The 13876-nt window shown below is 42.2% G+C and carries 12 protein-coding genes; 8 read left to right on the top strand and 4 right to left on the bottom strand.

The annotated features are described in order from the left end of the window. The first annotated feature begins 153 nt into the window (after window positions 1-153). The gene (gene rplS / locus BSCG_RS26700) at window positions 154-504 is read left to right on the top strand and encodes a 50S ribosomal protein L19 (protein ID WP_004296199.1); all 351 of its coding nucleotides are present in this window, start codon (window positions 154-156) and stop codon (window positions 502-504) included. 273 nt (window positions 505-777) lie between these two features. Here the strand turns inward: rplS and BSCG_RS26695 are convergent, their stop codons facing one another. Further along, a complete protein-coding gene (locus tag BSCG_RS26695; RefSeq protein WP_004307000.1) occupies window positions 778-1758 on the bottom strand; it encodes an ROK family protein in 981 nt (326 codons plus the stop codon). A gap of 179 nt (window positions 1759-1937) precedes the next feature. Here BSCG_RS26695 and BSCG_RS26690 point away from each other — a divergent pair, with 179 nt between their 5' ends. The 6 genes from BSCG_RS26690 (at window position 1938) to msrB (ending at window position 8831) form a co-directional block, all read left to right on the top strand. Continuing rightward, window positions 1938-2654, top strand: a complete 717-nt coding sequence (locus BSCG_RS26690) for an ABC transporter ATP-binding protein (RefSeq protein WP_004296202.1) — start codon at window positions 1938-1940, stop codon at window positions 2652-2654. 30 nt (window positions 2655-2684) lie between these two features. Next, entirely contained in the window at window positions 2685-3944 is a 1260-nt protein-coding gene (locus BSCG_RS26685) for an ABC transporter permease (RefSeq protein ID WP_008649823.1), read from the top strand. A 4-nt stretch (window positions 3945-3948) separates the two neighbouring features. Beyond that, a complete protein-coding gene (locus BSCG_RS26680; RefSeq protein ID WP_004296204.1) occupies window positions 3949-5190 on the top strand; it encodes an ABC transporter permease in 1242 nt (413 codons plus the stop codon). A gap of 80 nt (window positions 5191-5270) precedes the next feature. Then, window positions 5271-6371, top strand: coding sequence for an efflux RND transporter periplasmic adaptor subunit (locus BSCG_RS26675; RefSeq protein ID WP_004296205.1), 1101 nt, complete (start codon window positions 5271-5273; stop codon window positions 6369-6371). Window positions 6372-6380: 9 nt separating this feature from the next. Next, window positions 6381-7718: a TolC family protein gene (locus tag BSCG_RS26670; protein WP_004296206.1), complete on the top strand. Its 1338-nt coding sequence runs from the start codon at window positions 6381-6383 to the stop codon at window positions 7716-7718. A gap of 84 nt (window positions 7719-7802) precedes the next feature. Further along, window positions 7803-8831 (top strand): peptide-methionine (R)-S-oxide reductase MsrB, encoded by a 1029-nt coding sequence (gene msrB, locus BSCG_RS26665; protein WP_008649821.1) that lies wholly within the window; start codon window positions 7803-7805, stop codon window positions 8829-8831. A 138-nt stretch (window positions 8832-8969) separates the two neighbouring features. Here msrB and BSCG_RS26660 read toward each other — a convergent pair whose 3' ends face one another. Then, window positions 8970-9485 carry a DUF3836 domain-containing protein gene (locus BSCG_RS26660; protein WP_008774587.1) on the bottom strand — a complete coding sequence of 172 codons (516 nt, stop codon included), beginning with the start codon at window positions 9483-9485 and terminating at the stop codon, window positions 8970-8972. Window positions 9486-9845: 360 nt separating this feature from the next. Here BSCG_RS26660 and BSCG_RS26655 point away from each other — a divergent pair, with 360 nt between their 5' ends. Beyond that, complete coding sequence (locus BSCG_RS26655) at window positions 9846-11795, top strand: transglycosylase domain-containing protein (RefSeq protein WP_008774588.1); 1950 nt, start codon at window positions 9846-9848, stop codon at window positions 11793-11795. A 30-nt stretch (window positions 11796-11825) separates the two neighbouring features. Here BSCG_RS26655 and BSCG_RS0127055 read toward each other — a convergent pair whose 3' ends face one another. Together BSCG_RS0127055 and BSCG_RS26650 are read right to left on the bottom strand one after the other, a co-directional pair. After that, a complete protein-coding gene (locus BSCG_RS0127055; RefSeq protein WP_032849257.1) occupies window positions 11826-13172 on the bottom strand; it encodes a hypothetical protein in 1347 nt (448 codons plus the stop codon). A gap of 14 nt (window positions 13173-13186) precedes the next feature. Further along, a complete protein-coding gene (locus BSCG_RS26650; protein WP_004306992.1) occupies window positions 13187-13870 on the bottom strand; it encodes a DUF4476 domain-containing protein in 684 nt (227 codons plus the stop codon). Window positions 13871-13876: the final 6 nt, after the last annotated feature.

The following is a 13876-nucleotide window of genomic DNA, read 5'->3' on the forward strand; positions in this document are numbered from 1 at the left end:
TCGCTATTTTTAGATATGCCACAAATATACAAAAACATTTGGCTATCTGGCAAATAATTCGTTACTTTGCACCGCTTTCGCGCAATCGCTGTCAAGAGAAGAGATACTTGGTATGTTGCGTTGTAACGATGAAACAATTTAATAATAACAACAATGGATTTAATTAAAATTGCAGAAGAAGCATTTGCTACCGGAAAACAGCACCCGAGCTTCAAAGCAGGAGACACTGTAACAGTAGCATATCGTATTATCGAGGGTAACAAAGAACGTGTACAGTTGTACCGTGGTGTTGTTATCAAAATCGCCGGTCACGGAGACAAGAAACGTTTTACTGTACGTAAAATGTCAGGAACTATAGGCGTAGAAAGAATTTTCCCAATCGAATCACCGGCTATCGATAGCATCGAAGTGAACAAGGTAGGTAAAGTTCGTCGCGCTAAATTGTACTACCTGCGCGCTCTTACTGGTAAGAAAGCTAGAATCAAAGAAAAAAGAGCTAACTAATAAGCCGAACTTTTCGATTCGAAATAAAAAAGGGAACTTCATTATGAGGTTCCCTTTTTTATTGTATATTTTCTCAAACATTCTCATGCCTATGAGAAAAAAATCTCATTGCAATGAGAATAATTCCTCAAAGGTATAAGAATATTTTCTCACTTCGGTGAGAATAACCCTTTGTCTGAATAAGCCGTACACGTCAGAAAGGACTAAATAAAACAAAGCCCCGAAAGTCATAAACTCCCGAGGCTTCATTACCTTTATTATAATAATGAAATGTTATTCTTTCAAATCTTTCAGTTCCCAAGCCAATGCACTGGCGCCCAGTACAGCAGCATCAGAATCCTTCAATTCGGAAACGAGCAGTTTAGTCTTGCCTTTATAGATATTCAGGATATTATCATCAATTGATTTCTGAATTGGTTTCATGATATAGTCACCGGACTTAGCCAAACCACCAAACAATACAATTGCTTCAGGGCTGGAGAATGCAATAGCATCTGCCAGTGCTTCACCCAAGATGTTACCTGTAAAGTTAAAGATTTCCTGTGCCAGTTTATCACCTTGTACAGCTGCATCATACACATCTTTTGAAGTGATGTTTTCTGCAGGAATGTTACGAAGCAAGCTAGCATCCGTACGGGCAGCAAGGAATTCACGGGCTGTGCGAGCTACACCGGTAGCCGAACAGTAAGTTTCCAGACATCCCTTACGGCCACAACCGCAAAGACGACCATCGCGACGGGCGATAACGTGTCCCAATTCACCTGCAAAACCGTCATGACCATACACCATCTGACCGTTGATAACGATACCGCTACCCACACCAGTACCCAGTGTAATCATGATAAAGTCTTTCATACCACGGGCAGCACCGTAAGTCATTTCACCGATAGCAGCAGCGTTTGCGTCGTTTGTCAAAGCAGTGGGGATACCCAGTCTTTCTTCAAACATGGCAGCCAACGGAAGAATTCCCTTCCAAGGCAGGTTCGGAGCAAATTCAATCGTTCCCGTGTAGTAGTTGCCATTCGGAGCACCGATACCAATACCTCTGATTTTATCAACACCACCATTAGCAATAATCAATGGAAGCAGACTTTTACACACTTCATCAGCGTATTCTTCTACTGTAGGGTAACCAGATGTTTTGATTGAACTGCTGGCAATAATAGTTCCGCGTGCGTCTACAATTCCAAAGACGGTATTCGTTCCGCCTATGTCAATACCTACTACGTAGGGTTTTTCCATGTTTGAATTCATGATACTTTTATTTAAAAGGGTTAGTTAATCATTAAGTTTACTGCACACAAATTACGTAAAGAAGATTGAGTCTACAAAATGTTTTTTGAAAAAAGTTCAACCTGTTTGCAACTTTTCGTATCTTTCGCACGTCTAATAGTAGAAAATTATCAGAAAACAGAAACTAAATAAAGAAAATTGTGATACAACTAACGAATATCAACAAGACCTACAACAACGGAGCGCCTCTCCATGTACTTAAAGGTATCAATCTCAACATTGAACAGGGGGAATTTGTTTCTATCATGGGAGCATCCGGGTCTGGGAAATCAACTTTACTCAACATATTGGGAATCCTCGACAACTACGATACCGGAGATTATTACTTGAACAACGTACTTATCAAGAACTTGAGCGAAACCAAAGCTGCCGAATACCGGAACCGTATGATCGGATTTATTTTCCAGTCATTCAATCTGATTTCCTTTAAAGATGCCGTAGAGAATGTAGCACTTCCTTTATTTTACCAGGGTATAAGTCGCAAAAAACGAAATGCGCTTGCCTTGGAATATCTCGACCGTCTGGGTTTAAAAGACTGGGCACATCACATGCCGAACGAAATGAGTGGCGGTCAGAAACAACGTGTAGCCATTGCACGAGCTTTAATCACCCAACCACAAATCATTCTGGCAGATGAACCAACAGGAGCTTTGGACAGCAAAACTTCTGTGGAAGTGATGCAGATTCTGAAAGATCTTCATAAACTGGGAATGACGATTGTCGTTGTCACCCACGAAAGTGGAGTCGCCAACCAGACAGACAAGATTATACATATCAAAGATGGAATCATCGAACGTATTGAAGATAATATCGACCATGACGCTTCTCCTTTCGGAAAAGACGGTATCATGAAATAATCTAAAATCCACCACTATACAAACATTATCATGATTGACATCTGGCAAGAAATATATAGTACCATCAAACGCAACAAGCTAAGAACTTTTCTCACAGGATTTGCCGTGGCATGGGGAATCTTTATGCTTATCGTCCTACTAGGTGCAGGCAACGGACTGATCCACGCATTCGAGCAATCGGCTTCCGAACGTGCCATGAACTCCATCAAGATTTTTCCGGGATGGACCAGTAAATCATACGACGGACTGAAAGAAGGAAGACGGGTGCAACTGGACAATAAAGACATGGATGCTACCAGTCATTATTTCCCGAATCATGTCATCAAGGCCGGAGCAACCGTGTGGCAGGGAGGCGTTAATCTTAGTTTCGGACAAGAATACGTCAGCCTGAACCTTTCCGGCGTATATCCCAATCATACAGAGGTAGAAGTCGTGAAGCTTTTCGAAGGACGTTTTATCAATGAAATCGATATCAAGGAACGCCGGAAAGTTATTGTGCTTCATAAGAAAACAGCAGAAATCCTTTTTAACAAGACTCATACCGAGCCAATCGGACAGTTTGTCAACGCCGGAAATGTGGTTTATCAGGTAGTAGGTCTTTATAATGATAAAGGAGATAGCGGAGACAGCGATGCCTACATTCCTTTTACCACTCTGCAAACGATTTATAATAAAGGAGACAAACTGAATAACCTGGTCATGACTACCAAAAATCTGGAAACAGTAGAGGCCAATGAGGCTTTTGAAGCCCATTACCGCAAAGTATTGGGAGCCAACCATCGGTTTGACCCAACGGACCACAGTGCTATCTGGATATGGAACCGGTTTACCAACTATCTGCAACAGCAGAAAGGTTCGGGCATGCTGCGTATCGCCATCTGGGTAATCGGCATCTTTACGTTACTTAGCGGAATCGTTGGAGTTTCCAACATCATGCTGATTACCGTCAAAGAACGTACCCGCGAGTTTGGTATTCGTAAGGCTTTGGGAGCCAAACCGCTTTCCATTCTCTGGTTGATTATCGTAGAGAGCGTCACCATCACCACCATATTCGGATATATCGGCATGGTAGCCGGTATCGGAGTGACCGAATGGATGAACAGCGCTTTCGGCAATCAGACCATGGACACCGGAATGTGGACGGAAACCGTTTTCCTGAATCCGACAGTAGATATAAGAATCGCCATACAGGCTACACTCACATTAATAATAGCTGGTACGTTAGCCGGATTATTCCCTGCCCGAAAAGCAGTTAGCATCCGACCGATCGAAGCACTTAGAGCAGATTAAGACTATGAGAATAGACATGGATACCTGTGAGGAAATCCTCATTACCATTACAAGAAATAAAACGAGAAGCCTGCTGACTGCATTCGGTGTTTTCTGGGGAATCTTTATGCTCGTAGCCCTTATCGGCGGCGGGCAAGGATTGGAGGACATGATGAAAAAGAACTTTGAAGGATTTGCCACCAATTCTGGTTTCCTTGTCTCGCAAAGAACGGGCGAGGCTTACAAAGGCTTCCGCAAAGGGAGATGGTGGAATCTGGAATCTACCGACATTGACCGTCTTCGCTCCCAAGTGAAAGAGGTGGAGATCATTACTCCGTCCGTAGCCCGTTGGGGTTCCAAAGCCGTATACGAAGATAAGAAATATGATTGTAGCGTGAAAGGATTGTATCCGGATTATCTCCACATTGAATCACAGGAAATGGCATACGGCAGGTTCATCAATGAGGTGGATATAAAGGAAGCACGCAAAGTATGTGTCATCGGAAAACGAATTTATGAAAGTCTTTTCAAACCGGGAGAAGACCCGTGTGGCAAATATGTAAGAGTAGATGGCATTTATTATCAAGTGATTGGCATGTCTTCTTCCGAAGGGGACATGAATATACAGGGACGGGCTTCGGAGGCCGTCACTCTTCCTTTCACTACGATGCAGCAAACATATAATCTGGGAGGACGAATTGATGTGATCTGTTTCACTGCGAAGCATGGAGTCAAAGTGTCTGAAATACAACCCAAAATGGAACAGGTCATTAAAGCCGCACATTATATCTCCCCGGATGACAAACAGGCTGTTATGTGCCTGAATGCCGAAGCTATGTTCTCTATGGTCGATAACCTGTTTACCGGTATCAACATACTTGTTTGGATGGTAGGATTGGGAACTTTGCTGGCAGGTGCCATCGGAGTATCCAATATTATGATGGTGACCGTTAAAGAACGTACCACTGAAATCGGTATCCGCCGGGCGATCGGTGCACGACCGAAAGATATTCTGCAACAAATTCTATCAGAGAGTATGGTACTTACCACCATTGCAGGAATGTGTGGAATATCCTTTGCCGTCATGGTGTTGCAACTTGTAGAGATGGGAGCCAACGCTGACGGAGGGGACACCCGTTTTCAAGTTACTTTCGGACTGGCAATCGGTACTTGTGCCCTTCTAATCGCACTGGGAATGTTGGCAGGTCTGGCACCTGCTTACCGGGCCATGGCTATCAAACCGATTGAGGCGATTCGGGATGAATAAGGAAGTGGAACAGTTATCTGGATATGTGAGGAGTTTAGTTTCAATCATCAATCGTAAATAATAAAATTATAAATAAAATCATGAAAAAGTATCTGAAAATCACATTATTGGTAGTCATTGCTATCATTCTTGTCGGAACATTCGTATTCCTTTATCAGAAATCCAAGCCTAAGGTAATCACTTACGAAACAGTTAGACCGGAAATGACTGACCTCCAAAAAACTACAGTAGCTACCGGAAAGGTGGAACCGAGAGACGAAATTTTAATCAAACCGCAAATTTCGGGTATTATCGACGAAGTATATAAAGAAGCCGGACAAGCTGTAAGAAAAGGGGAAGTTATTGCCAAAGTAAAAGTAATCCCTGAACTCGGACAACTGAATTCTGCAGAAAGCCGTGTGCGCCTGGCAGAAATTAATGCAACCCAGGCAGAAACGGATTTCGCCCGTGTGAAGAAGTTGTATGACGGTCAGTTAATTAGCCGGGAGGAATACGAGAAAAGTGAAGTGGCTTTGAAACAGGCTCGCGAAGAGAGACAGACGGCCAAAGACAATCTGGAAATCGTAAAAGAAGGAATTACCAAAAACAGTGCCTCTTTCAGTAGCACGATGATTCGCTCTACCATTGACGGGTTAATCCTGGACGTACCTGTAAAAGCTGGTAATTCGGTGATTATGAGTAATACGTTCAATGATGGAACCACGATTGCTACGGTAGCCAACATGAACGATATGATTTTCCGCGGTAATATTGATGAAACAGAAGTGGGACGTATCCACGAACAAATGCCAATCAAGCTGACCATCGGAGCTTTACAAAATCTGACTTTCAATGCCATTCTGGAATATATCTCTCCGAAAGGGGTGGAAACCAATGGAGCCAACCAGTTTGAAATCAAGGCTGCGATTACCATTCCGGATTCTGTTCAGATTCGTTCCGGATATTCGGCTAATGCGGAAATCGTATTACAAAAAGCCAATCAGGTATTGGCAGTGCCCGAAAGCACTGTTGAATTTAGTGGTGACTCTACATTTGTGTACATCATGACAGATTCAGTGCCCGAACAAAAGTTCCAGCGTACACAGGTGACTGCCGGTATGAGTGATGGAATCAAGATAGAAATCAAGAAAGGGGTAACCGTTCAGGACAAAATACGTGGTGCAGAGAAAAAAGATAAATAATTGAATCCGATGAAAATAATTCGTAAAACCATATCAGCCCTTCTGCTTGCCGGAGTCGGAATCACCTCCATTCAGGCACAGAACAACTCTTCGCAAGCGTGGACGCTGCGGCAATGTATCGACTATGCCATTGAACATAATATAGAAATCCGTCAATCGGCCAATAATGTCGAAGCAGGCAAAGTGAGTGTAAACACTACTAAATGGGCACGCCTTCCGAATCTGAGCGGTAGTGCCAGCCAAAACTGGAGTTGGGGTCGTACCGCTTCTCCGATAGACAACTCGTATAGTGACATCAACAGCGCCAATACCAGTTTCAGCTTGGGAACAAACGTACCTATATTTACCGGTTTGCAATTGTCCAACCAATATTCACTTGCCAAACTGGATTTAAAAGCTGCTATAGAAGATTTGAATAAAGCCAGAGAGGATATTGCAATCAATGTCACTTCGGCTTATTTACAGGTTTTATTCAATCAAGAATTAAGTAAGATTGCTCATAATCAGGTCGATTTAAGCAAAGACCAGTTAAAACGTATTCAAGGTCTTCAGGGAGTGGGTAAGGCATCCTCTTCTGAAGTGGCCGAAGCACAAGCCCGTGTTGCACAGGATGAAATGACTGCTGTACAATCAGACAATACGTACAAACTGTCCTTACTGGATCTCACCCAACTCTTGGAATTACCCACGCCTGAAGGATTTGTACTCGAAAGCCCTAAGGAAGAATTAGAGTTCGAATCTCTCACTCCGCCGGATGACATATATACACAGGCGCTTACTTACAAACCAAGCATTAAGGCTGCAGAATATCGTTTACAAGGTAGTCTTAATAGTATTCGTATTGCCCAAAGTGCGTTTTATCCACAACTCTCTTTCAGTGCCGGTCTGGGAAGTAATTATTATACGGTTAGCGGAAGATCAGAGAGCAGCTTCGGCAGTCAGATGAAAAACAATCTGAATAAATATATAGGATTTAATTTGAGCGTGCCAATCTTCAACCGTTTTGCCACAAGAAACCGGGTACGCACCGCTCGTTTGCAACAAATAGATTTATCCTTGAAGTTGGATAACAGTAAAAAAATACTCTATAAAGAAATTCAGCAAGCCTGGTACAATGCTCTGGCAGCAGAAAGTAAATACAACTCCAGTGAAGTGGCAGTAAAAGCCAACGAAGAATCTTTCCGCCTGATGAGTGAGAAGTTCAATAACGGCAAGGCTACCTTTGTGGAATACAATGAAGCCAAACTTAATCTGACGAAAGCTCTTTCGGATAAGTTGCAGGCAAAATATGACTACCTGTTCCGGACTAAAATTCTGGATTTCTACAAAGGACAGGTCATTGAATGAAAAAAAATAAAGTTGAGTTTAGTATAGTAGTTCCTTAAAACATATCCGTTGGTTCATTCGTTATTATAGAAAGAACTAACGGATATGAAGTATTTTATCGTCCTAGTGATTGTAATGATTAGTAATACATTTTTAGGAGTTGCTAAACCAATGAAGAATCAAGCAGAAATCTATTTTGCGGGAGGATGTTTCTGGGGGACAGAACATTTCCTGAAACAAATTCGAGGAGTAGAAAATACTCAGGTAGGGTATGCCAACAGTAATGTTGCCAATCCGAGTTATGAACAGGTCTGTTCAGGAAAAACCAATGCTGCCGAAACAGTAAAGGTGGTTTATGATCCGAAAACGGTAGATTTGAATTTACTGCTCGATCTATATTTCAAGACAATCGATCCTACCAGCCTCAACCAGCAAGGTAATGACCGGGGAACGCAGTATAGAACCGGAATTTATTATGTAGATAAAGAAGATCTCCCTGTCATCAAGCAGGCGATTCAACTATTATCCGCGCAATATAAAACTCCTATCGTCCTAGAAGTAAAGCCATTGACAAATTTCTATCCGGCAGAGACTTACCACCAGGACTATCTGGATAAAAATCCGGGTGGATACTGCCATATCAATCCCGCTTTATTCGAAATGGCACGCAAAGCGAATGCGCCGAAAGCTAAAGCGTATCAAAAAGCGGATGATGCAACCCTTCGTAAGGAATTGTCGGCGGAACAATATGCCGTAACCCAAAAGAATGCCACTGAACCTGCTTTCCACAATAAATACTGGAATGAGCATCGTCCCGGCATTTATGTGGATATTACTACCGGAGAACCTCTGTTTGTCTCTACCGACAAGTTTGATTCAGGTTGCGGGTGGCCAAGCTTTTCCCAACCGATTCAAAAAGATCTAATCGCAGAAAAGAAAGATACTTCGCACGGCATGATACGTACGGAAGTACGCAGTAAAACCGGAGATGCTCATTTGGGACACGTATTCACAGATGGGCCGAAAGAGAAAGGTGGATTACGCTATTGCATCAATAGCGCTTCACTTCGTTTTATCCCGAAAGATAAAATGAAAGAGGAAGGTTATGGAGAATATCTACCACTCGTTAAATAGATATTGAAGAGTTACAAAAGCTAATCGTAACTGTTCATTAGAAAAACAGAACGGTGGATTATCCCATAAGGAAATCCACCATTTTTAATGTAGTTAAATTAAAAGAGAGAGAAGGAGTTTCACAACTCCGATTTATTTTTATCTGCTGGCAGTCAGCAGAGTTGCTTCATTAGTTGCCGGAGTAGATACATTCATAGCCCAGCTAGCAGCGGATTCTTCAATCCATTTATCATTCCATTTATAGTTCATATAAGCAACCGGCATATTAGCGTCGTTCAGTTCATAAACGCTCTTTTCAACAGATGCGTCGTAAGCTCTGTGAGAGTCATTCCAGCGTGCATATACCAAAGTGATTTCATTAGATGAATAAGTATAATCAATTTTAAAGTACGGTATCCATTTTTCAGTAGAAGCATCCCATTTGAAAGCTTCTTTGGAGGACATTCTCTTCTGATCGTCATAGGTAAAATCATATTTCATGTGGCGATAGAGAGAACCATCGAGTCTGTAAATCACTTTCGATACTACAAGTTCATCTACTTTTTCTTCATTAGTAATGAAGTTATTACCCTGTGCCTTCACTGTTGTATTAGCGATTCCTGCAAATACCATAGCAACTAAAACGATCATTCTGAATAATACTGTAGTCTTCATAATTGTATATTTTTTATTTGTTCAACATTCTGTTTTTGTTCTTCTGTTTATTAGACGGATCAAGCGTCTCAAACGGTTGCAACCTTCTGAAGTTTTTTTCATTTTTCTTCGTTGTCCGCTTGCGACTATAGAGATGCAACGAGCGTGCCAAAACGATAACTAGCTAATAATCAAGGAAATCATAAAACAGAACGGTGTACGAAAACGAACAGTTGTACGCTTAAAAGCGAACAACTAACCATTTTTTTCGCATTTTCTTCTTTCTACTGATGAATATAACTCTAAAAATGGGAAAATACTCCGCTTGTTGCCCGAATTATTATCTACCTTTGCAGCGATTATCATATCAAGAAAAAGAAGATGGAAACGTCCAACAAAAAAAGAATTATCATTCTATCGGCTATCGGTATCTTGCTTACCGGCCTTATTTGTCTCTTTGCATTCCGCAATGTCATTTTATGCCATATCGTTGACAAACGAACTACACGTGCCGAACAAACATACGGTCTACAAATTCATTATCAGGAGTTACGAATGAAAGGCTGCAATGAAGTGGCTTTACAAGGACTTTATATTGTTCCCAACCAACGCGATACCCTCCTGACATTACAATCCGTCAATGTAAAACTAAGTTTTTGGGAATTGCTAAAAGGAGAAATCGAAGTACGGAATGTGCTTATGAATGGCCTGGCAATCAACTTCATCAAGTATGATAGCATAGCTAACTACGATTTCCTGTTCTTTAAACGGCAACAAGAAGCAGAACCCCAACCTGTCATAGAAAGTGACTATGCCAACCGTATTGACCGGATATTAAACCTCATTTACGGTTTCCTGCCTGAAAACGGGCAACTCAGGCAAATCAATATAACCGAACGTAAAGATAGTAATTTCGTTGCAGTCAACATTCCTTCTTTTATTATTGAGAACAATCATTTCCAATCAACCATTCAGATAAAAGAAGATACACTGCCTCAACAACTATGGGAAGCCACCGGCGAACTAAACAGAAGAGACTATACATTAAAAGCATCTGTCTTTGCCCCGGAAAAAAGAAAAATCTCACTACCTTATATTACCCGCCGTTTTGGAGCAGAAGTCACTTTCGACACCCTATCTTATAATATGACTAAAGATAAGCGTGCATCCAATCAACTGCTCCTCAAAGGAAAAGCGAGAGTGAACGGACTTGACGTATTTCATAAAGCCCTCTCTCCTGAAGTAATTCATCTCGATCGTGGACAACTCTGTTACGAGATGAACATTAGCGGGCACTCACTCGAACTGGATAGCACGACCATCGTTGATTTCAACAAACTCCAGTTTCATCCTTATTTGCGAGCCGAGAAAGAGAAAGGAAACTGGCATTTCACTGCTGCGGTCAACAAATCCTGGTTTCCGGCAGATGATCTGTTCAGCTCTCTCCCCAAAGGATTATTCAGCAATCTGGAAGGCATAAAAACAAGTGGCGAGTTGGCCTATCATTTTCTATTAGATATTGATTTTGCACAACTAGATAGTCTCAAACTGGAATCCGAACTGAAAGAGAAAGACTTCCGCATCACAAGCTATGGAGCCACTTCACTCTCCAAAATGTCCGGCGAGTTCATTTATACAGCTTATGAGAATGGAATACCGGTGCGGACTTTTCCTATTGGTCCCTCGTGCAAACACTTTACACCATTGGATAGCATTTCACCCATCCTAAGAATGTCCGTTATGCAAAGTGAAGATGGAGCATTCTTTTACCATCGCGGTTTCCTGCCCGATGCCCTACGGGAAGCATTGATTTACGACCTGCAAGTGAAACGCTTTGCACGTGGAGGAAGCACGATCACCATGCAACTCGTAAAGAATGTATTCCTGAACCGTAATAAGAACTTTGCACGTAAATTGGAAGAGGCATTGATTGTATGGCTAATAGAAAATGAAAGATTAACTTCTAAAGAACGCATGTACGAAGTATATCTGAACATTGTTGAATGGGGACCGCTCGTTTATGGTATTCAGGAAGCTTCTGCTTATTATTTCAATAAACGCCCTTCACAACTGAACACGGAAGAAAGTATTTTCCTGGCTTCCATTATCCCGAAGCCCAAGCATTTCCGCAGCTCTTTTGCTGAAGGCGGACAGTTAAAGGAGAATATGGAAGGCTATTATAAGTTGATAGCCAAGCGGCTTGCACAGAAAGGAGTAATAAGTGAAATCGAGGCGGATAGTATCCGCCCCGATATCCAAGTTACGGGCGCTGCCCGGAATAGTCTAGCCGGTGAAAACCCAGAGTCTAGTTCTCCTTCCGCTGAGGAGTAATGAGATTGATATAAATAATAAAGGAATAGGTTATCTTCTTGAACTGCTGCTGTTTCTTTCAGAGGAACGGGAAGAACTTTGAGTGCTATTGCTTCTCGTACTTCCGGAAGAAGAGCGTCTTTCTGTTTGTCCACTAGAAACATTGCTCCGGGTAGAGCTACCGCCGCTTCGAGTAGAGCTCGAGCTACCGCTACTCCGGTTAGAAGTGGTACTGCTGCTACGACTAGTAGTACTACCGCTACTGCGACTGGAGCTACTACGACTGGAACTACCGCGACTGGAACCGGAAGAGCTATTATTTCTCTCGGAACTGTTATTTCTATTATAGGAACCACTATCGTTTCGTTTACTTGAACTTTCTCTCGAACTGCTACTTGTTTTTCCACTTTCACGATTGGAGGAACTGGAACCAGTTGAACTTCCGCTTGTTGGTCTGCGATTAGAGCTTGAAGAACCGGAACCTGTTTCCGGACGACGACCAGAATTACGATCACTTTCTACTCTATTCGTATTCCCATTTTTATCAGGAGCAACATTGTTACCAGGTCTCCCACTTCCGGACGGTGTAGATGGTCTGACAGAAGTCGAAGGCCGATCTCCTCCAGATTCCGGACGGGGACGTGTTGACGTACCAGGTCTTGTTGTCGTTCCGGGACGAGTAGAAGTATCAGGACGAGTAGAGGTACTTGGGCGAGACGTACCAGGACGCGTTGTCGATGAACCCGGACGGGAAGAATTACCCGGACGTGTCGGTGCATTATGCGGACGAGTGGAAGTATTCGGACGGAACCGGACAGAACCGAAATCCGAACGACGATAAGAGTGGAATACTCGCTGATCTCTCACCCGATGCGGTGCAGAATAATGGTTGAAATTAGTATATCTGCCCCGATAATAACTCACATGGTGAAAGTGTGGACGATAATGTGCTCCACAATAAGTACGGTAATGGTAAGGCACACCAAAATAAAACAAACTGCGATTCGGGTAATTAACATAAACCCTGAAACTCCATTTCCCTCCGGTTACATAGATTGGCCGATAGAAATACTCGGCACCGAGGAACCGGCGATACTGTGCATCACTCAATACCCAGCGAAGATCGTCGTTACGGATATCCAACGCTTCATAATAATCATCCAATGCCCATTCGTAACCACGTGCTACGTAATCCATGATATTACGGACAGAATAAATAAAGTCGTAATTAATTTCATACGCATCATTATATTGCTGTGTACTCAAGCTCAATTCATATGCCATCTTATCGGTAAGAAAACGCGTCTCCTTACGTACCTTGCTAGTGCTCATTCCAGCCATTACGGTCATATTGGCAGTCAGACCGACAGCAAAGAGTAAAAACAGTATTCGTTTCATAATTCAATCTCCTATCATTTATTATTCTGATGATATTCCTCAATAAACTTACGCATCTCATCTTTATATGCATTAGAAAATAAAATATCGATCACCTTATTAAAATTTCTTTTATCCCTTACATAAGGATACAGCTTCTTCATCATCTCCACCTGGTCAGGAGTATACGAAATCTCCTTCACTATTTTCACACATTGATTTGAAGTGACATCATACGTTCTCAACATCCGATCGACAAGCTTCTTCTGGTCTTCATTCATAACCGTTATTTTGAGCTTATTGATAAATTCATCAAACTCCGGATCAGTCATCAAACGAGCTTCTTCCACTTGTTCATGATTAGGAAAGACTTCAACGGTAGTGTTCACAGCAGGCGGTACTACAACGGAATGCATCGGTGCAGGTCTGCCATAACCTTTGAACGTATCCATACTAACCACCTCTCTATTTACAAACTGAACGATTATCGTCACAGGTTCCGAAGTAAGTACAGGCGTACCGTTATCACGATGGAATTCCCATTCTTCCATATCACCGTCAAAACGCCGGAAATCAGGTTTTCCTAAAACGGACTCTACCTGCGATTGAGTCATTCCCTGATATATACCCATCATCTGTTTGGTAGATACATAGCTGGTAAAACAGCCACTGACCAATATTCCCAATGCCAAACACAGCATAATATGTATCTTTTTCATAACCGT

The sequence above is a fragment of the Bacteroides sp. 2_2_4 genome (assembly GCF_000157055.1).
Lineage (GTDB): Bacteria > Bacteroidota > Bacteroidia > Bacteroidales > Bacteroidaceae > Bacteroides > Bacteroides ovatus.

Bases quoted from the DNA above. Each gene is read 5' to 3' on its own strand.
- rplS (WP_004296199.1), top strand. From the start codon at position 154: ATGGATTTAATTAAAATTGCAGAAGAAGCATTTGCTACCGGAAAACAG.
- BSCG_RS26695 (WP_004307000.1), bottom strand. From the start codon at position 1,758: ATGAATTCAAACATGGAAAAACCCTACGTAGTAGGTATTGACATAGGC.
- BSCG_RS26685 (WP_008649823.1), top strand. From the start codon at position 2,685: ATGATTGACATCTGGCAAGAAATATATAGTACCATCAAACGCAACAAG.
- BSCG_RS26680 (WP_004296204.1), top strand. From the start codon at position 3,949: ATGAGAATAGACATGGATACCTGTGAGGAAATCCTCATTACCATTACA.
- BSCG_RS26675 (WP_004296205.1), top strand. From the start codon at position 5,271: ATGAAAAAGTATCTGAAAATCACATTATTGGTAGTCATTGCTATCATT.
- BSCG_RS26670 (WP_004296206.1), top strand. From the start codon at position 6,381: ATGAAAATAATTCGTAAAACCATATCAGCCCTTCTGCTTGCCGGAGTC.
- msrB (WP_008649821.1), top strand. From the start codon at position 7,803: ATGAAGTATTTTATCGTCCTAGTGATTGTAATGATTAGTAATACATTT.
- BSCG_RS26660 (WP_008774587.1), bottom strand. From the start codon at position 9,485: ATGAAGACTACAGTATTATTCAGAATGATCGTTTTAGTTGCTATGGTA.
- BSCG_RS26655 (WP_008774588.1), top strand. From the start codon at position 9,846: ATGGAAACGTCCAACAAAAAAAGAATTATCATTCTATCGGCTATCGGT.
- BSCG_RS0127055 (WP_032849257.1), bottom strand. From the start codon at position 13,172: ATGAAACGAATACTGTTTTTACTCTTTGCTGTCGGTCTGACTGCCAAT.
- BSCG_RS26650 (WP_004306992.1), bottom strand. From the start codon at position 13,870: ATGAAAAAGATACATATTATGCTGTGTTTGGCATTGGGAATATTGGTC.